At 66.6% G+C, this 23,773-nt stretch carries 26 protein-coding genes and 1 riboswitch; of the genes, 14 read left to right on the forward strand and 12 right to left on the reverse strand.

The genetic code is table 11. The features are described from left to right. Positions 1 to 122: 122 nt before the first annotated feature. Both ACFQ9K_RS11060 and ACFQ9K_RS11065 read left to right on the forward strand, forming a co-directional pair. Complete coding sequence (locus tag ACFQ9K_RS11060; protein WP_378724554.1) at positions 123 to 440, forward strand: DUF222 domain-containing protein; 318 nt, start codon at positions 123 to 125, stop codon at positions 438 to 440. 307 nt (positions 441 to 747) lie between these two features. Continuing rightward, on the forward strand, positions 748 to 903 hold the full coding sequence (locus ACFQ9K_RS11065; RefSeq protein ID WP_378724556.1) for a hypothetical protein: 156 nt from the start codon (positions 748 to 750) through the stop codon (positions 901 to 903). A gap of 97 nt (positions 904 to 1,000) precedes the next feature. Here the strand turns inward: ACFQ9K_RS11065 and ACFQ9K_RS11070 are convergent, their stop codons facing one another. Next, a complete protein-coding gene (locus tag ACFQ9K_RS11070; protein ID WP_378724558.1) occupies positions 1,001 to 1,828 on the reverse strand; it encodes a transglutaminase domain-containing protein in 828 nt (275 codons plus the stop codon). A gap of 133 nt (positions 1,829 to 1,961) precedes the next feature. On the opposite strand from ACFQ9K_RS11070, the gene ACFQ9K_RS11075 reads away from it, so the two are divergent. Next, positions 1,962 to 2,435 (forward strand): GNAT family N-acetyltransferase, encoded by a 474-nt coding sequence (locus ACFQ9K_RS11075; RefSeq protein WP_378724561.1) that lies wholly within the window; start codon positions 1,962 to 1,964, stop codon positions 2,433 to 2,435. Positions 2,436 to 2,929: 494 nt separating this feature from the next. On the opposite strand, the gene ACFQ9K_RS11080 is transcribed toward ACFQ9K_RS11075, so the two are convergent. Then, entirely contained in the window at positions 2,930 to 3,433 is a 504-nt protein-coding gene (locus ACFQ9K_RS11080) for an SRPBCC family protein (RefSeq protein WP_378724563.1), read from the reverse strand. Positions 3,434 to 3,565: 132 nt separating this feature from the next. After that, positions 3,566 to 3,630, forward strand: a riboswitch (guanidine-III (ykkC-III) riboswitch). An 8-nt stretch (positions 3,631 to 3,638) separates the two neighbouring features. Here ACFQ9K_RS11080 and ACFQ9K_RS11085 point away from each other — a divergent pair. Beyond that, positions 3,639 to 3,953 (forward strand): DMT family transporter, encoded by a 315-nt coding sequence (locus ACFQ9K_RS11085; RefSeq protein ID WP_378724565.1) that lies wholly within the window; start codon positions 3,639 to 3,641, stop codon positions 3,951 to 3,953. Between the two features lie 11 nt (positions 3,954 to 3,964). Here the strand turns inward: ACFQ9K_RS11085 and ACFQ9K_RS11090 are convergent, their stop codons facing one another. Continuing rightward, positions 3,965 to 5,104: a lipase family protein gene (locus tag ACFQ9K_RS11090; protein WP_378724568.1), complete on the reverse strand. Its 1,140-nt coding sequence runs from the start codon at positions 5,102 to 5,104 to the stop codon at positions 3,965 to 3,967. Positions 5,105 to 5,442: 338 nt separating this feature from the next. Further along, the gene (locus ACFQ9K_RS11095; protein WP_378724570.1) at positions 5,443 to 7,497 is read right to left on the reverse strand and encodes a CocE/NonD family hydrolase; all 2,055 of its coding nucleotides are present in this window, start codon (positions 7,495 to 7,497) and stop codon (positions 5,443 to 5,445) included. 315 nt (positions 7,498 to 7,812) lie between these two features. Here ACFQ9K_RS11095 and ACFQ9K_RS11100 point away from each other — a divergent pair, with 315 nt between their 5' ends. After that, complete coding sequence (locus tag ACFQ9K_RS11100) at positions 7,813 to 8,880, forward strand: AraC family transcriptional regulator (RefSeq protein WP_378724575.1); 1,068 nt, start codon at positions 7,813 to 7,815, stop codon at positions 8,878 to 8,880. A gap of 25 nt (positions 8,881 to 8,905) precedes the next feature. Here ACFQ9K_RS11100 and ACFQ9K_RS11105 read toward each other — a convergent pair whose 3' ends face one another. Both ACFQ9K_RS11105 and ACFQ9K_RS11110 read right to left on the reverse strand, forming a co-directional pair. Next, positions 8,906 to 9,370 (reverse strand): OsmC family protein, encoded by a 465-nt coding sequence (locus ACFQ9K_RS11105; protein ID WP_378724577.1) that lies wholly within the window; start codon positions 9,368 to 9,370, stop codon positions 8,906 to 8,908. Continuing rightward, entirely contained in the window at positions 9,367 to 10,020 is a 654-nt protein-coding gene (locus tag ACFQ9K_RS11110; protein WP_378724580.1) for a GntR family transcriptional regulator, read from the reverse strand. The genes ACFQ9K_RS11105 and ACFQ9K_RS11110 overlap by 4 nt, the downstream gene beginning before the upstream one ends. Positions 10,021 to 10,124: 104 nt before the next feature. Between ACFQ9K_RS11110 and ACFQ9K_RS11115 the strand changes: the two genes are divergently transcribed. Next, a complete protein-coding gene (locus ACFQ9K_RS11115) occupies positions 10,125 to 10,958 on the forward strand; it encodes a hypothetical protein (RefSeq protein ID WP_378724582.1) in 834 nt (277 codons plus the stop codon). A gap of 56 nt (positions 10,959 to 11,014) precedes the next feature. Here ACFQ9K_RS11115 and ACFQ9K_RS11120 read toward each other — a convergent pair whose 3' ends face one another. Next, positions 11,015 to 11,494 (reverse strand): hemerythrin domain-containing protein, encoded by a 480-nt coding sequence (locus ACFQ9K_RS11120; protein ID WP_378724584.1) that lies wholly within the window; start codon positions 11,492 to 11,494, stop codon positions 11,015 to 11,017. Positions 11,495 to 11,777: 283 nt separating this feature from the next. On the opposite strand from ACFQ9K_RS11120, the gene ACFQ9K_RS11125 reads away from it, so the two are divergent. The 3 genes from ACFQ9K_RS11125 to ACFQ9K_RS11135 all read left to right on the forward strand — a co-directional run bounded on the left by ACFQ9K_RS11125 (position 11,778) and on the right by ACFQ9K_RS11135 (position 14,194). Further along, positions 11,778 to 12,311 carry a GNAT family N-acetyltransferase gene (locus ACFQ9K_RS11125; RefSeq protein WP_378724586.1) on the forward strand — a complete coding sequence of 178 codons (534 nt, stop codon included), beginning with the start codon at positions 11,778 to 11,780 and terminating at the stop codon, positions 12,309 to 12,311. A 238-nt stretch (positions 12,312 to 12,549) separates the two neighbouring features. Then, the gene (locus ACFQ9K_RS11130) at positions 12,550 to 13,749 is read left to right on the forward strand and encodes an MFS transporter (protein WP_378724588.1); all 1,200 of its coding nucleotides are present in this window, start codon (positions 12,550 to 12,552) and stop codon (positions 13,747 to 13,749) included. A gap of 25 nt (positions 13,750 to 13,774) precedes the next feature. After that, positions 13,775 to 14,194, forward strand: coding sequence for a Dabb family protein (locus ACFQ9K_RS11135; RefSeq protein WP_378983106.1), 420 nt, complete (start codon positions 13,775 to 13,777; stop codon positions 14,192 to 14,194). 65 nt (positions 14,195 to 14,259) lie between these two features. On the opposite strand, the gene ACFQ9K_RS11140 is transcribed toward ACFQ9K_RS11135, so the two are convergent. Together ACFQ9K_RS11140 and ACFQ9K_RS11145 are read right to left on the reverse strand one after the other, a co-directional pair. After that, a complete protein-coding gene (locus ACFQ9K_RS11140) occupies positions 14,260 to 14,703 on the reverse strand; it encodes a hypothetical protein (protein ID WP_378983109.1) in 444 nt (147 codons plus the stop codon). A 341-nt stretch (positions 14,704 to 15,044) separates the two neighbouring features. After that, on the reverse strand, positions 15,045 to 15,938 hold the full coding sequence (locus tag ACFQ9K_RS11145; protein ID WP_378726993.1) for a LysR substrate-binding domain-containing protein: 894 nt from the start codon (positions 15,936 to 15,938) through the stop codon (positions 15,045 to 15,047). A gap of 79 nt (positions 15,939 to 16,017) precedes the next feature. Between ACFQ9K_RS11145 and ACFQ9K_RS11150 the strand changes: the two genes are divergently transcribed. The 4 genes from ACFQ9K_RS11150 to ACFQ9K_RS11165 all read left to right on the forward strand — a co-directional run bounded on the left by ACFQ9K_RS11150 (position 16,018) and on the right by ACFQ9K_RS11165 (position 19,633). Continuing rightward, on the forward strand, positions 16,018 to 16,500 hold the full coding sequence (locus ACFQ9K_RS11150) for a cupin domain-containing protein (protein ID WP_378726991.1): 483 nt from the start codon (positions 16,018 to 16,020) through the stop codon (positions 16,498 to 16,500). A gap of 18 nt (positions 16,501 to 16,518) precedes the next feature. Then, positions 16,519 to 16,881 carry a DoxX family protein gene (locus ACFQ9K_RS11155; protein ID WP_378726989.1) on the forward strand — a complete coding sequence of 121 codons (363 nt, stop codon included), beginning with the start codon at positions 16,519 to 16,521 and terminating at the stop codon, positions 16,879 to 16,881. A gap of 271 nt (positions 16,882 to 17,152) precedes the next feature. After that, entirely contained in the window at positions 17,153 to 18,286 is a 1,134-nt protein-coding gene (locus ACFQ9K_RS11160) for an FAD-dependent oxidoreductase (protein WP_378983112.1), read from the forward strand. A gap of 225 nt (positions 18,287 to 18,511) precedes the next feature. Next, positions 18,512 to 19,633 carry a hypothetical protein gene (locus ACFQ9K_RS11165; protein ID WP_378725430.1) on the forward strand — a complete coding sequence of 374 codons (1,122 nt, stop codon included), beginning with the start codon at positions 18,512 to 18,514 and terminating at the stop codon, positions 19,631 to 19,633. A gap of 82 nt (positions 19,634 to 19,715) precedes the next feature. Here the strand turns inward: ACFQ9K_RS11165 and ACFQ9K_RS11170 are convergent, their stop codons facing one another. After that, positions 19,716 to 20,759 (reverse strand): alpha/beta hydrolase, encoded by a 1,044-nt coding sequence (locus ACFQ9K_RS11170; protein WP_378725429.1) that lies wholly within the window; start codon positions 20,757 to 20,759, stop codon positions 19,716 to 19,718. A 385-nt stretch (positions 20,760 to 21,144) separates the two neighbouring features. On the opposite strand from ACFQ9K_RS11170, the gene ACFQ9K_RS11175 reads away from it, so the two are divergent. Continuing rightward, positions 21,145 to 22,041 (forward strand): SAM-dependent methyltransferase, encoded by an 897-nt coding sequence (locus ACFQ9K_RS11175; RefSeq protein WP_378725427.1) that lies wholly within the window; start codon positions 21,145 to 21,147, stop codon positions 22,039 to 22,041. Between the two features lie 88 nt (positions 22,042 to 22,129). Here ACFQ9K_RS11175 and ACFQ9K_RS11180 read toward each other — a convergent pair whose 3' ends face one another. Then, entirely contained in the window at positions 22,130 to 22,474 is a 345-nt protein-coding gene (locus ACFQ9K_RS11180; protein WP_378725425.1) for a TetR/AcrR family transcriptional regulator C-terminal domain-containing protein, read from the reverse strand. Positions 22,475 to 22,632: 158 nt separating this feature from the next. Further along, on the reverse strand, positions 22,633 to 23,742 hold the full coding sequence (locus ACFQ9K_RS11185) for an FAD-dependent oxidoreductase (RefSeq protein WP_378725423.1): 1,110 nt from the start codon (positions 23,740 to 23,742) through the stop codon (positions 22,633 to 22,635). Positions 23,743 to 23,773: the final 31 nt, after the last annotated feature.

Consider the following 23,773-nt stretch of genomic DNA (forward strand, 5'->3'; position numbering starts at 1 on the left):
AGGTCGGTCCGCGGGGGTGGTTGGTTATCCACTCAGGAGGGCGGCCGAGGATGCCTCTGCCTCAACGAAACGGGGACGCGAATTGTCGAACATATGTTCTATCGTGAGGTAGGCTGCCTCGGGTGAACATACATTCGACCGCGCTTGCGCCGGATGCTCCAGCACCAGGATGGCCGGAGCTGACCGATGTCGACTTGCTGCGCACCCTCGTCGAAACCGAACGCCGCCGGAGACGGCTGGACGCCGCCATGCGGGCGGCCGTTGCCGAAGCCGAGCGTCGTGGTCTCGCCGCAGATACCGGCTATCGGGACACCGTGGAGCTACTGACCGATCTGCTACGGATCAGCGCCCCCGAAGCGCGTCGTCGAATCGAGTACGCGGCCCCGCAGGCCCGCCCGCGTTCCAGAAAGGTGTGGCGGGTGCTGGCGGCAGCCAGTTGATCTCTGCGCGGAGGACGGCGCGGCACGACTGAATGCGCAACGCAGCCGAGCACATTTGGACCGGACGAACGTCTACCCGATCGCGCCACTCACCAATTCCGCGTCACCCGACTTGGGGCAATCCGCGGATTCCGGCTCGCGATACGGTGCAGCTCATGACGCACGACCGGTCCGATGGGACGCGTACTGGGAGGCGCACGATGAGATCGTTTACCGCCCAGGGCATTCGGTCGGACTGCTCTACCCGTGCCACCTCGGTTGCGCACAGCGCGAGGCGCTCGTCGTCAGCGGGGAGTCGAGCGGGCAGATGTGGGCCGACAACACCGCCGACCGGAACGGTTTCGAGCCATTGGCCGACGGGGCAGGCGCCAGGCTCGGCTTTGCGCAATGGTATCGGCGCTGGCTGGACCGCAGCGAAGCCGAACTGATGAACCGGGCGGCCAAGGGATCCACGCGAACATGAGCGGTCACGGGTTGTCCGCCCTTGCTCGCCACCGCCGGACATGCGCGACCGGAGCATCACGGGGGACGGGCCCGCGCTGGGGCGCGTTCACCATCGGCTACTGTCGGAGAAGGTCTGCGGGAACGCGTAATTCGTCGCGCGCGTACAGGGCCACGACCTCGGCGGGGTCGTCTCGGGCGCAGGTCGCGGCCAGGGTATCGAGCAGGTCGTCGTAGTCCGGACCGGTCTCGCCGTTGTAGGCCGCGGTCATGCGACCCCACTCGTCCCAGGGCAGCATTTCGACTTTGTTCAGCGCGGCGAGATCTTTGACGGCGTTGCCGCGGATCTCGGCGGGTCCCCAGTTCTCGGTTCCGTAGACCCCGAAGGTGGCGGCGTCGATCTGGCCGTTCCGGTATGCGACCCAGGCTTCACCGCCGCTGAGGAATTCGCCGGGCCGGAGATCTTCGGGATGTTCCAGGGTGTCCAAGCCGAGAATCTCGGAGTCGACGCGCACCCATCGGCCTCGAAAATCGTTCCAGTACTCGGTGATCCAGTGATCGAGCCCCTGCCCCGGCTGAAAGTAGGTGGCGAAACCACACCGCACCCTCGACGCGACACCGCGGTGGCGCAGCAGCGCACAGCTGATCACGGCAAAGTGGCGACACGTGCCGATGACGCGACGAGACGGCTCACGGGCGACCGTCAACGGAGCAGGCTCCAGCGCCAGCAGCGCGTCGATCAATCGGTCGGCCGATCGAATCTGGTTCTCGCCGTATCGTTCTGCCGGCAAACCCAGCGCCCGAGCATCATGCGGCTGGATCACCAGCGACGAAGCCAGCCGGCAAATCTCGACCACCTCGTCGGGGACCGACCGCAACACAGCAGAGTCGGTCCCACCCAAACCCGTCAGCGGCCCCGCAGTGGCATAGTCGAGCACCTCACCCATACCCGGAATCGTATCCACCTCCCCCACTCCCTTGCGCCGTTCGCGAACCCGATTCCCGCGAGCAGCAACCGAATTCACCTACTGTGGAGCACGTGCCACCGACGCCCGCTCCCGGCTCAACCGGTAAGGCAGGATGCTCACCGTGGTAGAGATCAGGCTGCTGACGGAATCCGACCGTGCCGGTTGGGAATTGCTTGCTCGTGGCAAGGACGCCTACTTCGCGGTGGAACGACGCGACGACGACTACGAACGCGCATGGCGACGGTTGCTCGACGACGACCGGATACGCGGGGCCGCCGCCCGGCTGGACGGCAAGATGGTCGCAATCGCGCACTACCTGTTCCACGCCAGCATCTGGTACTCGGGAAAGTGCTATTTGGCGGACCTGTACGTCGATGAGAAGGCGCGACGCAGAGGCGTGGCGACAGCGATGATCGAGTGGGTGGCGCAGGACGCCACAGCACACGACTCCCCCGGCCTCTACTGGAACACCTTGGCAGACGCCCCAGCGCGCGCCCTCTACGACAAAGTAGGCAAGTTTCAACAAGGACTCATCCACTACACCTACCGTCCCGACGCCAGCGCCCGCCGCGTGAACACACCCTGATACCGCGACGTTCGACCCACCGATGCGTCGCTGAAGACTCCTGAGCAGTCCGCCACAAACTCCACCGCTCGCCCCCGCCGAACCACATCCACGCTGATCATCAATGATTACTGCTCATGAGCGAGCCCAACCCAGCGTGGACTCCACCCGAAGTCTGTGACCTATGCCCGCATCCGATCTCCGAGCACACGCTATGGGAGCCCGACAAGGTTTGCGACGGCTGGATGCACTGCCACGTGTCGGAGTGTCGATGCTGGCACGAGTGGCCACAGATGCGCGGTCTCGACGGTAAGCCCGCCGGCTCGGCCGCGCTCCCGCGCATACCTTCTGATTTCCCGCACCACTTCTGATTTCCCGCATCGAAAATCGCATGCAAATTCAGGTGCGGGAAATCAGAAGTGGTGCGGCGCTGCGGAATTTGCGCGCGGGCGCGCGGTGGGGAGCAGGTCCGCAGTGGGGGTTCGTTGGCAGGCCGACCGGGGGGTGGTGGTCGCCTAGTTGCTGCTCGGGAGTTCGGGGGATCCGAGGAGTCGGCGTAGGAGTCGGACGTACGGACCCCAATGTGCCGGCCGGGCAACGGTTCCCGTGCAGGCGCGTTCGGCGCGGTCGAGGCTGTCTTCCAGGCAGGCGTCGTGGAGCGGGCCGATGGCCAGGGGCCAGGTGAGACGCGCCGCGCCGTGGGTTTTCATGGCGACGGTGTGCCGGAGCAGGGTGTGGTCCGGGTCGACGGCGAGGACGGCGTATTCGTGGAAGCCGTCGAAGCCGCGCGGGCCGGTGAAGGTGAACCGTACCCAGGTGGACGGCACGTAGGCGGCGACGGTGTAGCGGACCGGTCCGTGCCCGCCGACCGCGCCGACGCCGAGCGGGCGGTCGAACTCCATCGGCGGCCATCCGGGTGGCCACAGTTTGTCGTCGCTGCTCGCGAGGGTGTCGACGAGCGCACCCACCTCGCTGGATTTAGCGGCTAGCAGTCGTTCGTGCACGTTGTAGACGGCCATGACTCCTCCTCGCACAGTATTTAGAGTGATCACTCTATATTAGCGCACGAATGCGGTATCTCCCGCGACGCGCGGAGAGAAAGGTCACCGCAGGGCAGGTTGCCGGGGGCACCCGAAGTTGCCATGGTGGGTAGTAGGCCCTGAAAAGGACCCCGGACGAGGGAGCCGTACCCGGTGCGCGACAAGACGGCCTCGGAGGCTCGTCATGTCGTGGTTGATTCTCATGCTGTCCGGAGTTTGCGAAGCCGTCTGGGCTACCGCCCTGGGCAAATCGGCTGGGTTCAGCCGACTCCTGCCGACTGTGATCTTCCTGGTCGCGCTCGCGGCGAGTATGGCCGGACTGGCGTTCGCCATGCGCGGCCTGCCGGTCGGCACGGCATACGCGGTGTGGGTCGGCATCGGGGCCGTGCTCACTGTCGTGTACGCGATGGCGACCGGCTCGGAACCGGTATCGGTGTTGAAAGTGCTTTTCCTGCTAGGCATTGTCGGCAGTGTGGTCGGGCTGAAGCTCGTGCACTGAACCGTGCCGTCTCAGTTCCCGAGCGCCTGACCGAACAGCGCCCGCGCCAGCCCCTGGGCGAACCGCGGCAGCTGACCGACCCAGGAGCCGGTGTCCAAGGTGGACGCGACGGTGGTCGTGTGACAGCCGCGACTCGGCGCGCGGTCGGCCATGACCTGGTCGAGCCAGGCGAACATGTCGCTGACACCGGTGACGGCTTCGATGTTGTGGTTGCTGATCAGGTCCGGCATGGCGTCGCGCACGTAGGTGACCGATGCGCCGCTCGCGCAGTAGGTCGCGACGAGATCATCAACGCTCTGGATCGGACTGACCTCGTCGTGTACCGCGTTCACGATGTACAGCGGTGTCGTCGGTGCGGCGGTTCCCCGCTTGCGCTCGGCGATGACGGCGTGGATCACCGGATCCGCGAGCACCCGATCCAGCGGCGCCGTCAGCAGATCGGAGTCGGCGAGAAACAGGTTGTGCGCCGCGGTGGCCGAGACGCAGTCGCGTCCGGCGGACGCGAGGATCGCGCGTGCTCCCGGCTTCAGGTACGGGTCGAGAGCGGCGGCGAATTCCGGGGAATCGTGCATCAGGGCGGCGATGCCGACCGGAATCAGCCCACCGGAGACGCGGCCGCTGACCGCGTGCATCGCCGCGGCCAGATCCGGAACGGGAGCGCCGAGTGCCGCGCCCACGATGTTCAGTTCCGGGGCGTACGACGGCTGCAGCTCGGCGGCCCAGCTGGTCCCGATACCACCCCCGGAGTAACCGGTCAGCGCGGTGCGGGTGGCGGCTCCGTCCAGGCCGAGCGGGCCGAAGCTCGCCGCGGCCCGAATGCCGTCCAGCACGGTGTATCCCATGACCCGCGGCGTGAGGAACCGGTTGTCGATGCCGCCGGGATCCGGAATCGCCACCGCCCAACCACGATCCAGCGCGGTCACGGCCTGCAACGCCTCGGCCGGCGGTGGTGCGGCCGGGTCGTCGGCGGTCAGCTGGTAGGACGGCATACAGGAGCGCTGGATGGAGTCGTAGGCCGCCTGCACCGACAACAGCGGACGCGAACGGACCTGTCCTTCCGGGATCATCACGGTGGTGACCGCGGCGTACGGGTTCCCGTCGGCATCGGTGGTGCGGTACAGCAGTTGCCAGGCGCGCACGGCTAACGGCAACTGCGGCAACACATTTGCGCGTACCGCCCGGCTGGCGAGAATGGTTCCCGGTGGGACGGATTCATAACCGGCGGGTGGGTCGTAGAACGTATCAACTGAACCTGGTTGTGCTGCAACAGGTTCAACGGCAGGCTCGGCCGATGCGGCCGGCAACCCGGCCAGTCCGCAGGCTCCGGCGAGCAGGAGTGCGCCGGCCAGAGCCGGCAGTCGTGCGGGTCGAGAAGCAGGCGTGCGACTGGTGTCCATGGTCGTTGTTCCCTTGTTCGGATGCGGGCGCGGGCAGCCCCCGGCGCCGTGCATTCCCCCTGGAGATGCACGGTGCCGGGGAGTTCGATGCCCTATTCCGGGATGTCGGTGCTCAGCGGGATGTTCACCCAGCTGGGCTCGCCCGGATCCAGGCGTAGGTGCTGCGGAGCCAGCTTGCTGTCGACCAGAATCGGCATGGGCGGCAAGCCTTTCGGAAAGTTGCTGGCGTATACGTCGACGCGCAATCGATGTCCGGGTTGCAGGACCGCGTCGGTCGGGTCGACGGCTATATCGAGGACAAGGGGTCGGCCGGGCGGCACGGTCTGCCGCTTGTCTATATCGATGTAGTACGAGGGGCGCGTGTAGTCACCGTTGGCGGACTTCGTGCTCTTTGATTCATCGATCTGCCGCAGCGAGGCCACCAGCTGGCCCGAGCTGATCTCGCGTGACCGCCCGTCCGGGAAGACATCGTTCACCGTGACGACCCAGTAGCCGTCGGGTTGGTCGAGCACGGTGTTCAGGTGGGCGTTGATGGCGCCGGAGATCGTCGTCGGCTCGGTCACCGGACTACTGGTGAAGCTGAGGCCGTTGTTCTCCCAGATCCGCGAGTCCTCCCCGCACGCCATGATGATCGACGGGACGCCGGCCAGGATTCGCGAGGTGTCGCGCGAGCAGACACTCAGCGCGCCCGGCGCGACGGTCAGATCGTTGACGCCGTCCTGCTTCGGCGCGCCCGAAAGCCCGCCGTCGTATAGCGAATTCGCGGTGCCGGAGCGCTGATCGTTCAAGTACATACGCCGGTAACCGGTTTCGCGCTGGGGGAAGGTGTCCGACGAGATCCACCCGCCGCCTTGCCGTTTCAACGTGAGCGAGCTGTAGTTGTCGATCCCGTTGTCGATTCCCTTGAGCCACTTGTCGAACCACGCGCGTTGCAGCACATCCAGACGTGGCGGCATGCCCGGATCACCGAACCCCTTGACCCCGGCGCCCGCGTGGAATCCCTCTCCCACGACGAGCTTCTTGCGGTCCGGCGTCTGCGGCATCGCATTGTAGGTCTCGGTGGGGGTGCTGCCGAACAGGTCCCACCAGCCGCTGACCATGAAGCTCGGCGCCGTGACCTGCCCGGTGTCGGCCAAGAGACCCTTGCGCAGGTCCGAGTCCGGGTCCATGAGGTCGTGGGTCTTGGGGGTCAGCTGACCGGTGTTCATCGCCGTGAAGGCGTTCGCGACGACATCGACCATGGTCAACGGGTCGGCGAGCCGGTCCTGCAACCACTTCAGCTGCTGGGCGGGGTCGAACTTGCCCGCGATGATCGCCTCCACGTCGGGCGCGAATTTGGCCAGGTTCACCACCATCGGCCAGAACGCCGCGAACCCGAATCCGACACTGCCGCCGGGAGCCACGATGTCATCGACCAGATCGCCGCTGCCGATATAGGTGAATACCGCCTTCACCGCCGGGTTGCCGCGGTCGGCGGCGCGCAACGCCGCGATGCCGGTGGCCGAGGTGCCCTTCACCGCGACCCCGCCATCACTCCACGGCTGCTTGGTGATCCAGTCGATCACCTCCGCCGCGTCCTGGCGCTCCTTGTCCCCGAACATCTGCCACTTGCCCTCGGACGTCCCGGTGCCGCGGATGTCCACGTGCACCATGTTGTAGCCGCCCTTGACCAGGTCGTAGTTATGCAGAAAGGTCTGGATGGGTCCGGAGCGCAGCTGCTCGGTCAGGTCGGTGATCCCCTCGAGGCCGGATCCGGGCGGCGCGCCGATGGATCCGATCCACGGCAGCAGCACGTTCTCGATTCCCGGAATCTGCAACAGCACCGAGGCCAGGTTGATCGCGAGCTTGCTATAGGTCTCGAACTCCACGATCGTCGGCAGCTTCGCGTCCACCGGTCGCCCGGCATTCCCCGGCCGGGTGACATCGAGCTTGATCACCGTTCCGTCGCTCATGGTGACCGGCACCGCCAGGTCCGGGAAGATCTGCGAAAACGGTTGCGGCCCATCGACTGCCGCCTTCCACCCGGCGGCGTACTGGCCACCGTCGATCCCGGTGAACTCGGGAGTCGCGTCGGCGACCGGGCCGGCGAACAGGGCCGCCGCGGCGACACCGACGATCGACGCGACCGTTTTCCGGGCGAACATCATCGTCCGTTCCCTTGATTTCATAACGCTCCACATTCTTCCGGGCCATTCGAGACGGCCACGTTTCTGCATATCAGGGCGCATGCTGATTGCCGGTTACCGGCGAGTAGGGACTGTAATAGCCGACACATTCCCAGGCAACCGGCCAATTGCCGACAGTTCGAATGTAATGCCAGGTCAGAGTGCATATTTCGTGCGTTTTATCCTCTGGCGACATTCTTTTGCACCGTAAACTCGCAGGACAAACGGACCCGCAATTCACGGAAAGAACCGACGGCGGTAACTTGTTTGTCGACCCACCGGGAGGGGTGAGCGCCAATGGTGACCACGGCACGAGCGGCCAGTCTGCGGGGCTACCCCGCGCTGGTCGAGGAACTGGGCGGCGACGGCCGTGCCTTGCTCGAGCGCTTCGAGATCAGTCCCGACGCACTCGACAACGACGAGGCGATCGTGCCCGCGGAGGTGATCGGCTGGGCGCTCGAGGCGGCCGCCACCGAACTGGACTGTCCGGACTTCGGGCTGCGCCTGGCCTCCCGGCAGGACACCGACATACTCGGCGCGCTCTCGATCGTGCTGACCAACGCCGCGACCGCCGGCGATGCGCTGACCTACGCGTCGCGCTTCCTGTTCACGCACAACAGCGGCATCGCCATCCGGCTGATCGGCGACCCGGAAAAGGAGGCGGGCACGATCGCGCTCGAATACCGGGACTCCGCCGACTCGACCGGCTTCGTCCAGGGCACCGATCTCTCCGCGGGCACCATCCACAAATGCCTGTGCACGATACTGGGCGAGGACTACGGTCTGCGTTCGCTCCACCTGCCGCACAAGCCATTGGCCCCCGTCGCCCGCTACCGCGAATACTTCGGCGCCCCAGTGGTATTCGAGACCGGACGGACCGCCTTCCGGATACCGGACGACCTACCCGACCGGCCGATCGTGGGCGGCAGCCCGATCCTGCGCACGATGTCGGTCGACTATCTGACGCGCAACTACTCCGAGCTGGATTGGACATTGAGCGCGCGGGTGCGCGTAGCGATCCTGCAGACGATCACCAGCACCAAGCCCGATATCGAATCCGTCGCGCGCACGCTGAGCATGCACGAACGGGCGTTGCAACGCGCGCTGGCCGACGAGGGAACCACCTTCAGCGAAATACTCGACGGGGCCCGCCGGGACACGGTGTACCGGATGCTGTGCGACACCGATCTGCCGATGAGCCGGATATCGGTGCTCGTCGGGCTGCGGGAGCAATCGGCGCTGACGCGTCTGGTTCGGCGCTGGTTCGGGGTGACCCCGCAGCAGATTCGCAATTCCGCTCGGGCTCAGCATGGTTCGCGGCCCGGCCTGCGTATTCAGCCGATCAACGACATCGGCCGGACGTAGCCCGCGAGGGCGATTGGATAGCGGGTCAGCGCACCACCGGTTCGTGCCGGACCGGGAAGTTGACCGAATTGGCGATGAAGCACAGCTTGTGCGCCTTCTCGTGCAACTCCATCGCCTGGTGGCGCAGGTCCGGGTCGGCGAGCACCACCTCCGGCCGCAACACGACCTCGGTGAAACGACCGCCGCCACCGAGATCCTCTTCCATTACACCGCCGACCGAGTCGGTGTAGTCGGTGACCACCACGCCCGCGCGGGCGCACAGGGCGAGGTAGGTGAGCATGTGGCATTGCGACAGGGTGGCGACCAGCAGCTCCTCCGGATTCCATCGGTCCGCGGTGCCCAGGAACGCTTGGTCCGCAGTAGCTTTCACCGGTTCCTTGCCGTCGGCCAGGATGTCGTGGTCGCGGCCGTAGTCGCGGTAGCCGGAGGTGCCGGCCCCCGTGTTGCCGGTCCACCGCACCGTCACCTGGTAGCCGTGCGCTTTGCTCAACTGGTCGCTCCTTGCTCGAGCTCGGCCACGACGGACATCGTGGCCAGGACATGGGCACGGGCCTGCGCGGCGGCCGCGTCCGGTTCGCCCGCGCTGATCGCGGCAATCAGGTTGCGGTGCTGATCGTCCACGCGTGCCGGTCTCGGTGGTGCGTTCAGCGATGTCCGGGTGGACACGATGATCCGATCCCAGATTCGCTCCAGCACCTCCAGCGCCATCGGGATATCGGCGAGTTCGGCGATGTACCGATGGAAGGCGCGATTGTGCTCGACACCGGCGGCGAGATCGCCCCGGCGAGTCGCCGCGTCGGCCAGGTCGGCGTGCTCGACGAGCCTGCGCAGCGACGCCGGGGACAGCTCGCCCGCGCGCTGGCGCCGGGCGGCCAGTTCCGCGGTGAGCGCCTCCAGCGAGGCACGCATCAGGTACGCGTCCCGCAGCGCCTTGGCGTCCAGTTCGACCACCGTGACACCGCGGCGCGCAGCCGCCACCAAACCGTCACTTTCCAAGCGCCGCAACGCTTCCCGTACCGGCGTGCGACTGACCCCGAGCCGATCGCACAACTCCTGCTCACCGAGCGCCCGCCCCGCCGGGAACACCCCGAGCACGATCAGCTCACGTATGTTCTCGTAAACCACAGCCGCCCTTCGCATCCGTTGTATACAAAGGATACGATAGGCCCGCCGATCTGGCGATAGTCCGTTTTGGGGCGGTCGGACAACCGGCCGTGCGCACTCGGCTCGATAGGCTGGCAGTCATGAAACGGCCAGACCTGAGTTCGCCGCCGACCTATGACGAAGCGCTACGGTACGCGCGCGACGTAGCGCAGGATCCCGGTACCGTCGTCCACTACCCCCATCCCGGGCTCGAAAATGCCCGTTACGGAAGTGGTTTCGCCTTCTTACAGAAGATCAACGGCGACCGTGGACCGATGGACGGCTACGTCTTGGTGAGCACGACCGGCTACGGCAGCGGAATACTGCTGGCGGACGGACAGACCATCGACGCGATAATCGCCGAACACCTGGCCCGGGCCGAGCATGCCAACCGGCACATCCCAGACCGCGAACTCTCGGCGGCGCACCGAGCGGCGCTCGCGGCCTACGACGCCGGCCACCCGCGCATCGGCGACCTGCCCGGGCACGAAGCACTCGACGCCGAAACAGCCGACTACGCCGAGTTCGTTCTCCTGAACCTCCGGCGCAGCCGCAACCAGGCCGGCGGCGGGCGAAACATCCTCGCCCGCAACGATTTCCTCTTGGCGGCCCCAACCCCCGGCCGCCGATACACCCACCCATGCCCGCACTGCGCGCAACCCGCCGCCCACACCGACCGCTACCCCCGAGCAGTCTGCGACGACTGCGTGAACCGAACCACCGATCGCGCCGGCCTCCGAATCACCGGCTACAACACCAGCCTCAGCGGCGGCATGATCGCCTACTACACCGACACAATCGAGCACACCGACAACCCCGACGAAGAATGCGCCGAGGTCACCCGAACCGGCATCTGCTTCATCGACGGACACCCCGCCACCATGCAGGAAGCCCGCCTCGGCGGCATCATCGTCCAAATGCCTTCCACCGAATGACAATTGGGCGATCCCGAGCAGAGATGCCACCGTCGAATCCCCGGTGCGGCATGGCGTCATGGTCTACCGCTGAACAGCTGTGCTGCGGTGTAGGTGGCGGTGGGCAGTTTGTCCAGAGCGGCGGTGATTCGGCGTTCTTCCCACTGGAAGTGGGATTCCATGATGGCTGACAGGCCGGTGATCTCGCCGCGTACCGTCGCTAGATTTTCGGGGGTGAGGTCGGCTAGGGCGGTGGTCATTCGGGTCAGGATGTCCGTGATCAGGTGGTGGTCGGCGGAGAGTTCGGCGAGGACCGGGGCTAAATCCGGGAAACGTTGGGCCAGAACGGGAAACGCTGTCTTGTCCTCGGTGGTGTGGTGATCGGTGAGGGCCTGGCAGAAGGTCAGGCAGTGCGTACGCAGGTCTCGGAGCGGGCCGATCGGCACGTCGTCGCGATACTCGTCCAGTGCGCGGGCTACTCGGCGTAGTTCGCTACGCAGCCATTGGTGGGTGTCGATCAGTTCATGACTCAGGGCGTGGGCGCGATGGGGATCCATGGCCGCCTCTCGAAATGTGGTGCCTCCATGCCGACGCCGTCCACCGGGCGCGTACACGCGACACCACGACAGCTTAGGCGACCGAGCCGCGGCCGCTTCGTACGACGGTGCCGATGCGCTGCGGCGCCGTTCGAGCATCTTTCGACCCGCCGATCGGCTGGATCACCTCGGCCACTCGGCTGGACTGCTGGATATATTCCTTGCTCCGGACAGCCACCACGCCCTAGCTTCGGACTGTGTATTGCGACCTCCTCCGCATCGCCGGAATCGACCGGAACCGTCCATGACCGCACAGTCGACGAACCAGATAGACCTACCGCACGACGCCCTGTCGAACGTGCTCCCCGACTCGGCACTGTCCCGCTTCGCCGCGGATGATCTCGCCGAACTCGTTGTGCTGCAACGATGCTGCTGGGTCCCGGAGGCGGTGCTCAATGACATGCTCGACCTCCCGCCGCTGCTCGAGACCCACGACGAGGTACTGGGCTGGGCGAGCATCTCGACGACCCTGGTGGTGCGGCAACGCGGACGTCTGGTCGGCGCGGTGCGCGGCCAGGTCGAAGGCGACGACTGGCACGTCGGCCGGCTCATGGTCGCCCCCGACCTGGCCGGACGCGGCGTCGGTTCCCGCCTGCTGCGCCTGATCGAAAGTCTCGCTCCTCCGCACATCGAACAGTTCGTCCTGTTCACCGGCGCGCGCAGCGAACGCAACATCCGCATGTACCAGAACGCGGGCTATCGGCTCCTCCCCACACCGAATCCGCTTCCGCCCAACCACATCAGCGGTGCTGTGCACATGGTGAAACCCCGGCCATAGGTCCCGTCGCGTCATTCGACGCGCTACTGCGCGATCCCGAACGAGTCCGCAGGAACTGCCCGTGTAGCGGGCAACCGCCACCGGTCGAGACCAGGATCCCCCGAGGCAGGTAGGTCATTACGTAACCGCGACTCGACTACGTATCTAGGTAGAAATCACCGACGCGGGCGCCGGTGCTCGGATGGAAATCTCGAGGTCAGCAAGCGAACACGACTTGCCGGACACGAGGAGGAACACCATGAGCGCGGCACTTGACGAGGCGGTGGAGCGATTGCCGGCCACGCCGGCGCGCATCGCCCGCGCCACCGTGCTGGCCGCCGCGACGCTGACGGTGATGGGCCCGGCGGTCATCGCACCCAGCCTGCCCGCCATGCGCGAGACGTTCTCGGCGATGGCCGGCGCGGACGTGCTGGTGCGGCTGGTGCTGACCGTCACGTCGCTGGCGATCGGCCTCAGCGCTCCGCTGGCGGGCATGGCAGCCGACCGGATCGGACGAAAGCCGCTCCTGGTGGGCAGTCTCGCGCTGTACGCCGTGGCGGGAGCGGCCGGGTTCTTCGTCGACAGTATCGGCGTCCTGCTGGTGACCAGAGCCCTGGTGGGCGTCGCGGTCGGCGGCATCATGACCGCGGTCAGCGCGATCATCACCGATTGGTTCGAGGGGCCGAAGCGAGCGACTTTCCTCGGGCTGCAACAGGCTTCCGCCGGCGTCGGTGGCGTCGTTTTCCTGCCGCTCGCGGGTCTGCTGGCCGCGTCGAACTGGAAGTTGCCGTTCTGGATCTACGGCGCCGCCGCCTTGATCCTGCCGTTCGCCTTCTTCGCACTGCGAGAACAGCGGCGGGACAAGGGATCCGGGCCGATCAGTGTCGAGTCTGCTGGTGCGCGGACCGGTATCTTCCGGCCGATCGCCGCGCTCTACCTGCTTGCCTTCGTAGTGACGCTCGCCTTCTACATGGCCCCCACCCAACTGCCCTTCCTGCTGGCGCAACTGCACATCGGCCCGGCCCTGGTCGGCGCGGTGATCGCCGCGACGACGATCAGCAGTGTCGCAGGCGCACTTGCCTTTCCGTCCCTGCGGGCCCGCTGGTCACCGAATGTCCTCACCGCCGCCAGCGTCGGCGTGCTCGGCATCGGGTGGGTTCTGGTCGGTACCGCGAGCTCCGTGGCGCAGGTGGTGGCCGGGCTGCTCGTGGGCGGGTTCGGCGTCGGCCTCGCCGTCCCGAACCTGAACCTGCGCTTGAGCGACCTCGCACCGGCCGCCACCCGCGGCCGGATCCTCAGCGGCCTGGTCACCGGAATCTTCCTCGGCCAGTTCGCATCTCCGCTGATCGTGGCGCCGCTCATCCACCTGACCAGCATCGGCGGCGCGTTCCTCTGGACCGGGCTGGCCATGACCGCAGGCGCGGCGACGGCGCTGCCCCTGCTCCGCAATGCCAAGTAACACCAACGAATGAAGGATGAAAGAAATGATCTACCACTGCAACCGCCTGACCCTCCGCGCCGACGCCTCCCCCGAAGCCGTCGAGGAGGCCCTCGACAGCCTGCGCAACCAGGGACGAAGCATTCCCTCGGTGAAGTCCTTCGTGGTCGGCCCCGACTTCGGCGGCGAATACCAGTGGGGCGCAGTGTTCGTCATCGAAGACCTGGCCGGCTACTGGGAGTACCTGATCCACCCGACCCACCGCCACACCGACCGGGTCGGCCTCCCCCTGGTCGACAAGTTCGCCTCCTTCGATGTCACCGACGACCCGGACCCGGAGATGGCCGAGAAGATCGCCGAACTGCACCAGCGCCGCTACGACAGCGACCCGGAACTGACCAAGCTGGTCTCCGATCTCGGCGAATACAGCGGTAGCGCCGCCCCCGGCCGGCACGGCGAGCAGTAAACACCCGATCGAACCCGAAACCCCCTGCCGGACAGGCTATCCGGCGGGGGGTTTCGCGTGTAGCACTATCCCTCGGCCGCAACGACAGTCGACATGTTGATCTCGATTTTCTGGCCGCTTTCGTTGAGCGGGATTATCAGGGTTTCGGTGGTGATGCCGGCGAAGGACTTCTTGATATCGATGTTGGGAAAGAAATCGTTCTCGCCGATGTCGTCCTGCTCCCCGATCCGCCCGGTGATCTGTAGCTGTTGCCCGTCGCTGATGTCGAGCTCGTGGCGGTGCGCGGGTGGAAAGTTGAACGCGAAACCCTGTGGGATCTCCAAAGTCTGATCGCTCGCGTGGTCGAACACGTTCTTCACATTCCCCGCGACGGTTTGACCTATTTCCGGGACGAAAACCAGCTTCCCCACCGATATCCTCCCGAAGATCTCCAGCTCATCACCCGGATCGGGTCCTGTACCAGTATTTTTGATGCTGTGCAGCGTCACGACAACCCTTTTGAATGCCATCTTGCTGTACCTTTCTGCGATGGCTTGCGTGAACGTTCGTCCCGCCTCCGGTGACCGAACGCCCGGCATCAGCATCCCTCTACCACCGCTGTCCGAAATGAGTAGTGCGCTACTCGACTTCGGCCGATTCATCACGATGAGGGGTTGTCCGGCAACGCATTCATTCGGGTAACTAACCAATTAGGCTGTTTGTCAACGCACTCTGGTCTCGAACCGTGAACACGATCTGGACAGTCGGTATCGCAGACACAACGAAACTTATTCTCGGTTCCTCTTCTCGCCGAAGAGAATTCAACTCGATCGCGATCAAGGCGGGCACCGTCGATCCGTCCCGGCTTACCTCACCCGGATCCCGGCCGGGTGGAACCAGCGCCACCAGGTTGGGGGTCGCGGTATGCCGTCGCGGCGATCTGCGCGAACGATCGGATCAGAGGGTTGGTGTCGCCCTCGTTCCAGGCGACAACGACTCGGCTCGGTGTCATGTCGATCAGCGGGACCGCGCGCAGCCCCTCGGGCGCGGTGTGCCCGAGCGGGGTGATGCCGACGGTGCCGTTCCAGAGCACGGCTTGCACGCATTCCTGAACGACCCGCACCACCGGCCCTTCGCGGGTCCGGCCCCCGTTCCAATAGGTCTGCCAGATGGGGTCGGTGCCGTCCGGGAACTGGAACCAGCGGCGGTCGGCCAGGTCGGCCAGGGTCAGGTGATCGCGGCCGGCCAGTGGATCATCGGCGCGCAGGACCGCCCCGACCGGGTCGGCGCGCAGTTCGTGCACGGTCAGGGCGGTGTCGTCGAACGGGGCGCGGGTCACGGCGACGTCGACCAGACCCGCCCGCAGTCCACACGTGGGATCGGTGAGATCGGTATCGCGGATCCGAATCTCGATCTCGGGATGCGTGTGCCGGTAGGCCGCTGCCAGCCTGGTGACGCCGGGATCGGTGCCGTCACCCAGGATGCCGACGGTGAGAGCCGCGGTTCCGGCCGCCGCGGCGACCCGCACGGTGGCGCGCTCGGCCTGATCGAGCAGGGCGCGCGCCTCGTCGAGCAGCACCAGCCCGACCCCGGTGAGGCCGACACCGGTCGGTGAGCGGTCGAACAGGGCCGCCCCGACTTCCGCCTCCAGTTGCCGGATGGCACGGCTCAGCGGCGGCTGGCTCATATGCAGCCGGACAGCCGCGCGACCGAAATGGCGTTCCTCGGCAACCGCCACGAAATAGCGCAGCATACGCAGCTCCACGCTGGCACGATACCCGTCCGGTATCGGCAGCGCGGAACAGGTCTTGGACACCGGAGTCGCCCGGCGGTGCAATCGAGACATGTCCGACAACGAAAACAATTCCGGCACAACCGTTTCAGTGGTGCGTCCCGGCGAGGGAGAGCTGATCGTTCTAGGCGGCACGCGCATGCGCGTCCTCGAGGACGGCAGCAACACCGGGCACCGCCTCGGCCTCGCCGAATCCATCATTCCCCCGCGCACTCCCGGACCTCCTCAGCACCGGCACGCCCAGCACGACGAGGGGTTCTACATCATCTCCGGCACGCTGCGCTTCACCGCCGGCGACACCTACCACGACGTGACCGCGGGCACGCTGGTGATGGTCCCGCCCGGCGCCCCGCACACGTTCGCCAATATCACCGATCAACCGGCGGTCATGCTCAGCACCTTCAGCCCCGATCTGTACGTGCAGTACTTCCGCGACCTCCGGGACATGATCGCCGCCAGCCGGGAACTGACACCGCAGCTGAACATCGAGGTCATGAGCCACTACGCCACCGAACCCGCGACCGACTTCGCCTGACCCGCCCTGGATGGAATCGTGAACGTCGCATTCTGGATCGTCGCCGGCCCGCTCGCCCTCTTCTACCTGTACGCAGGCGGGCTGAAGATCACCCGAAGCCCGGATCGACTCCGGCCCATGATGGCCTGGGTGGACCGCGTTCCGCTCTCGGTGATCCGGGCCGTCGGGGCGCTCGAGCTACTCGGCGCGCTCGGGTTGATCCTGCCACCCCTGACCGGTCTGACCCCTGGACTGGCCGTCGCCGCGGCCGTCGGGTTCGTCCTGCTGCAAGTCGGTGCGATCCCGGTCCATCTGACCGGTGGGGACCGCAAGATCGCCCTCAATATCGTCCTCCTTCTCACGGCCGCCGTAACTGTCCGTCTGTCGACCATTTGGGTGTGATGCCCTCGTCCGCCGCTGCGGCGCGCGCCCGGGGCGCGAACGGATGCATCTGTGCCGCAGGAACATTCGGCGAGGCGCCGGGCTCGCGCTGATTCACGCGGCCTGGCGAGAAGGTGATCGGATCCGGTAATCTCAAGGACTAGGACGCGCGAAGACTTATTCCGGTACGGGTTAGTCCGGAAGATTCGCCCCCACATCTCGTGGCCGTCGTCGGCGGCGCGAGAACCTGTGCGTCCCTTTCGAATCGGTACTTCTGTGAAGGGGCTGCGCTGTGTCAAAACAAGTTAGGTCGGAAGACCGGGTTCTCGTCATCGGGGCGGGGATCGGCGGACTGTGCCTCGCCCAGGGGCTGACGCGCGCCGGAATCCCCTGCGCCGTCTACGAACGCGATGATTCGCCGGAGTCGCGACTCCAGGGGTATCGGCTGCACATCGATGTGCTGGGCATCCGTGCGTTGCGGGAGGTGCTGCCGGACGAGCTGTACGCGCGGTTCGAGGCGACGTCGTTGCGGCCGCGGCCGACCGTGCCACGCTATGACGATCAGCTCGCGTTGCAATCGGTGACGGAGTTCCCGGAGCCGGGAGTGAACGTCAATCGGATGACGTTGCGGCGCATCCTGCTCGGCGGGCTCGACGGCGTCCGCTTCGGAAAACGGCTCACCCACTACGCGACCGACGCCGGCGGGGTCACGGCGTACTTCGCCGACGGCACGACCGCGCGGGGCGGCGTGCTCGTCGGCGCGGACGGGGTCAACTCGCCGGTCCGGCGCCAGTACCTGCCGCACGCGCGGATCGAGGACACCGGGTTGCGCCAGCTGTACGGCAAGATCCCGCTGGACGGGCGGACCCGGCCCCTGTTCGACGACGAGATGCACGCGGTGTTCAGCATGATCCTCGGCCCCGGTCACACGATGGTCGGTGTGGCGCCGGTGGCGCATCCGGAACCGTTCATGACCTGCTTGGTCGGCTTGCGCCGGGAGTCGATCGGCCTGACCGACGAGGAAGTGGCCGAGCTCTCCGGCGAGCAGTTGCGGGAGCTCGCGCTGCAGCAGGTGGACGGGTGGCACCCGCGGGTCCGGGCGATGGTGTCGAACTGGGCGTTGGAAACCGTTTTCCCGCTGGTGATCCGGACGAGCGTGCCGTTCGCGCCGTGGGCTTCGAGCCGGGTGACGCTGCTCGGCGACGCGGTCCACGCCATGAGCCCGGCGGCCGGAGCGGGGGCGAACGCCGCCTTACGGGACGGCGCCGCGCTCGCGGCGGCGTTGCGCGCAGGGCCGCGCAACGCGATCGCCGACGGCGCGATCGCCGCCTACGAGGCGGCCATGCTCGCCCATGGATTCGCCGCCGTGCGGGAGTCCGCGGCCAACGGCCACCAGTACCTCGGGCAGGACCCGTTGCCGGTCTGAGGTCGGCCCGGTCGGCTGGCGGGGCACGCCAGGCCGACCGGGCAAACGGGCGGTCACCGGGCCGAAACCCGGTGCCCGTCTCGGGATTACATCATTCGCCAGGTGAATCCCGACTATTGTCGCGGCGCGTGCGGCCGTAGAGCCAATCAGCATCTCCATAGCTATCTCGAGTGCTAAAGTTTTCCGATGGCACCTGTTTGGGCAGGGTCGACATCTCCACCTACCGTGACAGTTCTCCATGCGGGCGAGTTCACCTCGCCCCCGGTTCTCACGTCGAGTTCGAAGATCCTCGCTATACAGGCGGTATCAGCGCTGGGCAAGATCACGGCGCACGACACCCCCTCGGTGCGAGAGGCGAGTTTGCGCCGGGCCGAGAAGTTGCTGACCGCCTTCGGAGTGGCCCTGTTGGAGCGTGAAGCTCCCGTTCGCGGAGAGGACCTGCCGGTCCGGTCGGCGAGTGAGCATTTCTTCCGAATCCGGGAAACCGACCTGTCGCCGCACCAGGCGGCGCTGCACGCGGCACTGGCCTTCGCCCCGGCTGGGCTAGCCGATCTTGCCGTCGCACCGATGGCCGGTGCCGATCTGGTGTCGGAGACTGCCGCCATGGGACAGGCGCTGTCCGATCTGACGGGAATCTCCGGCAGCGATCTGGCGGCGGCCCCCACATCGATGCACCACAGTGCCGCGAACCCACCGGCACGGGCCCCGGCTGACGATACGTCGGCAGAGGCCATCTGGAGCACCCGGTGGATAATCGGTCATCAGATCCATGCGCAACTCACTCGATGCGCGGCCACCGCGGTGCAGGACGCAGCCCGCAACCTCGACCGTGGTACCAAATCCTATGCGGCGCATCGGCTTCGGTCAGCAGCAGTGCTGGTGCGAGGGCTCCCCGCGGCAATGGCCCATGCCGCCGCGATGCCGGTCGACTACTACCAGCAGGCCGTTCGGCCTGCCATGCTCCCTCCCGCGCAGGCCGCACCACTCAGCGGACGGATGCAGCATTCCTACCGGGTCTATCGGAAGGCGGTGAACGCCCTACTCGCGGCGCTTCCCCAGCCTTACCCCGAGCTTGCCACCCATTCCGCCGAGTTGGCCAACGCCTACAATGACTTCCTGGAAGCCGACCTGGTCGACGCCGAACGTCATATCACCTTGGCCTACAGCATGGTTGACCTACGTCGATCAATTGCCCAGACGGGCGATACCTCGCGCAACGCGGTCGGCGAACTGCGACTGATGCGCCATCGGCTGGCCGCCCGGTACGCACCTCACTTACGGGTCGGGGACCACTACATCGCCGCAACGTTGGCGGCAATGCGACACCCACCGACCCGAAGCCGATAGATCGACGGATCGACGGATCGGCCACTCCAGCAATGCCATTCGCGATTTCTACCACGCTGATCCGGCCGAACGACTGCCGCTGTCAGCGCTCGACGACATGCTCGGCCGTCCACTGCGTAGCGGCGTCGAACCATTCGTGCGCATTGCGGTGCAAATTGATGGAGTGACCGGCACCGGGCAGGACTAAGGCGGCCAGTTCCGTTGCGGCGGTGTAATACTCACGTTCGTGGGTCAGCACCGCATCGTCGTCCGCGCACAACTGAGGCCGAGCACAATAGAACTTGTCGTTCTGACCGACCACGAGCAGGATCGGCACCTGGATGCGTCCGGATACCGCTGCCGAACCGAGAGCTTGGTTGTCGGTGGCCAGCTCACTCGGCGTCCCGGCGCTCTTGCGCCGCTCATCCTCGGCGACAACCTGCGGGTCGGCGTGGTCGGTGTCGTAGAACAGCGGCCCCCGTACGCCCTTTCTGGTGGTCACATAACCGTCGGGGTAACCGGCAAACTTCGACTCCTCGGCCGCCGGATGGTCGAGGCCATCGGCATCTGCCGGAGCGATCCCGTGCAGTTCACCGGTGAGTATGACCCCATCCGCGTCACCGGGGAACCTGGCCGCCACAATCGCCGACACGGTGGCGCCTAAACTATGCCCCACCAACACAGTTCGCGCGAACCCCTGACCGCCCGCTACCGCCGGCAGCGCCGTCAGCACCTGATGGAGAGCGTCGGCTTCACTGTCCACCGTGAGCGCTGTCGCGGGTGGCAGCTGAGACGGCGGCGCGGGAGACCGGCCGGCGCCCGGACGGTCGACGCTCAGCGTCGCGAAGCCCGCCGCGTTTGCCGCTCGGACATAGCTGTGCCGATCCGGCTCGTAGGGAAAATCCCAATAGTCGCCGCTATAGGTAAAACCCGGAACCAGAACCTGTAAAACATTGGCGCCCGCCGGAATACACAATCGCCCGCTCATCGGATAGAGCGGCCCGGCAGGCCCCAGCGCGACGGGGAAAGTGAGCTCCCGGCACGAAACAGCGGAGTGCGGAACGGGTGGAACTCCCGCGGCGGGAGTCACACCAAGGAGTCCGGCCACCATGATCGTCACCGCCGTCGTCAGCCGCGCTGATGGCATCCTGGTTTTCTCCTATTGTCCGTAGATGTGTCCGGGCAGATCGGGGTTCAGTGAATCCAGGTAGATAAATTCCAAGGCGGGCAAGCGAATTCGCCTATCAACGCGGTGTTCGATGCCGGTGGCAGCGGCTACGAACCAATGGCGCTGCAGCGCTCCGATCGGCACGACCGCCGGCAATCCGGGACCGGAAGCACACCCTAAGGGGTCGATGCCGACGCAGGCGTACCGGCCCTCCCGAGGCTCGGCGCGTATCGATTTCCGGATCAGCGCGCGGGAAAGGTAACCGACCAGTTGCGCTGCGATCGCACGGGACCGGGCACGGAGACAGCAACATGCCGTTCCGGTTGGCGCACCTGCGACGAGCCGACCAGTACAGTGCCCACTCATGCGAACAGAGGGCGATACCTGGGACATAGCCAGCGGCGTCGGATCCACGGCATTGTTCGTCGCCGCTGCCCGCGCCCTCGCCGGCCGCGGACCAGATCCACTTGCTCTCGACCCGTATGCGGAGTTCTTCGTCCGCGCAGCAGGACCGGAATGGTCGGATTTGCTCGACGGCAAGATAACCGAGCATCCACTGCTCGACCCCGCGCTCGGTGTGTCATCCCAGATCTATCAGGCGGCGCGAACCAAATTCTTCGACGACTACTTCGACGCGGCCATGGGTGCCGGGGTACGCCAGGTCGTCATTCTGGGTGCCGGTCTGGACGCGCGCGCGTATCGCTTGGCCTGGCCCGATGCGACGACCATCTATGAAGTCGATCGCGCCCCGGTCCTGGAATTCAAGCGGCGGGTCCTGTCCGAACACGGTGGCGCGGCGCGCGCCGACCGGCGCGAGGTCCCGGTCGACCTGCGCGAGGATTGGCCGGAAGTCTTGCGCGCACAGGGTTTCGATCCGCATGAACCGACCGCATGGCTGGCCGAGGGACTGCTGTTCTACTTATCGGCCGCCGCGGTGGACCAGCTGTTCGACGCGATAGCGCTGAACAGCGCCGCCGGGAGCCGAGTCGCCATCGAGGAGCCGGCTACGCTGCCCGACCTGCCCACTACCGCACCGGCGGATCGTCCGAACCCCATGAGCAGCCGACCCGATTGGGCGAGTCTGCTGTACAACGAGCAGCGCAGCGATGCAGTGGAATGGTTCGGCACGCGGGGTTGGAACGCCACGGGCTTCGCCTTTCCGGACTACCTCGAATCGTTGGGCCGGACGATGGAGGTGCGCTTCAACGAGGTGGGTTGGAGTCCGTCGCTCATGACGCTGACGACTGCGGTTCGTTGCTAGACGCCGGTGCCGTTCAGCTGCGGAGTCGGCTGATTCATCGGGAGGACGGCGTACTCTCGCCGACCACGGAGCGCAAGACAGCGCAGCGTCACCTCGGTTGCAGGCCGTCGAGCACTGCGGTCAGGCCGCGTCGAAAGCGTTCGCGCGCATCGGTATCCGCGTGGCGGGACAGGAAGGCGGCGGCGCGGCGGGCGTGGGCGGTGGCCGGGGATCGCCGGTTCGGTCGCTCGGCGGTGAGCGAACTCGTGGTCGAAGCGCCTCGGTCCCAGGCGGATTCGGCGAGCGCCGCGCCGAGCACGTAGTAGTAGAACGCGATCGCCGACGCTTCCAGCCGGTCATCCCGGAATCCGGCGGACTCGAGCACCTCGAGCACCATGCCGAACTGGGTGGCGGCCGCCGGTCCCAGAACCACTTCAGTGATGATCAGCCGCAACGCGACGCATCCGCACCGAACCGCCCCTCAGGTTCGCTGCGCCCGCGCCGTCACCTTCGACGACATCGCCACGACCGAACTCACCTGCCGCGACATGGTCCGAGTCACAGGCGACCGTCAGCGAAACCCGCTGCGCACACCCCGGGTTCGACGCGTGATCAACCAGGTTGGAAGAAGGCGAGCAGTCGCTGGGCGGCGTTCGGCGACATCAGCAATTCCTGCATGTCGGCGGACATCCGGGCGGCCGCGCTGGTGCGTTCGAACATCTCGCGCTCGTATTCCTTTACCGCGGTGGGGAAGTCGTGCGGATATGCGGCCAGCGCGAGTCCGAGGACCGCACCGTCGAGCAGTGCCATGTTGGCGCCCTCCCCCACCGGCGGCATCAGGTGCGCGGCGTCGCCGAGCAGCGTGACGCCGGGCGTCGACGGCCAGGTCAGGCCGACCGGGAGGGTGGTGAGCGAGCGCGGCACGATCGCGTCGTCGCAGGCCGCGATCAGCGCGGTGATCCGGGGGTGCCAGCCGGGGAGCAGGTCGATCAGCCGCGCGCGAGCGGCGGCCGGATCGTCGAACGGGATCCCGGCGGCGGCGAACCAGTCCTCGGCGGTGTTATAGAAGCTGAGGCCGATGCGCACGCGGCCGTCGCCATTTCGCTGCGCCCCCAGGGATATTCCGTTGCCGATGACCCAGTAGTTGCCGCGCCCGACCATCGCCGCGAGGTCGGGATGCGTGCGGTCGATGTCGGGGATGCCGAGCTCGACGACGTTCTGGCCGATATGCGCGGGCCGGGCGTCGGTGAGCAGCGGGCGGACCCGGGACTGCGCGCCGTCCGCGCCGACCAGCAGGTCACAGGTCGCGCTGCTGCCGTCGGCGAAGCGCAGCAGGCCGGCCCCGGCGGAGGTACACGCGTGTCCCCAGCGGACCGCCTTCTCCGGCAGGGAATCCAGCAGCAGGTTGCGCAGATCGCGCCGATCGACCTCGGGTCGATCGAGCGGGGCGTCGTCGGGTGTGTCCTCTTGCAGCAGCAGGGTGCCGTCCGGCTCGAGCAGACGCATGTCCTGGCCTTCCCTGCGGGCGATCGCGTGGAACTCGTCGATCAGACCGGCCGCGCGCAGCGCCCGCTGACCGGAGTGGATGTCGAGCATGCCGCCCTGCCCGCGCGCGTCGCGTGCCGGTTCGCGTTCGTAGACAACCGAGTCGATCCCGTTGACGTGCAGTACCCGCGCGAACGCCAGGCCGCCGAGGCCGGCTCCGACAATGGCGATGGTCATGATTACGCTCCTTCGATACACCGCATGGCTC

The organism is Nocardia sp. NPDC056564 (genome assembly GCF_042793755.1).
In the GTDB taxonomy this organism is placed as follows: domain Bacteria; phylum Actinomycetota; class Actinomycetes; order Mycobacteriales; family Mycobacteriaceae; genus Nocardia.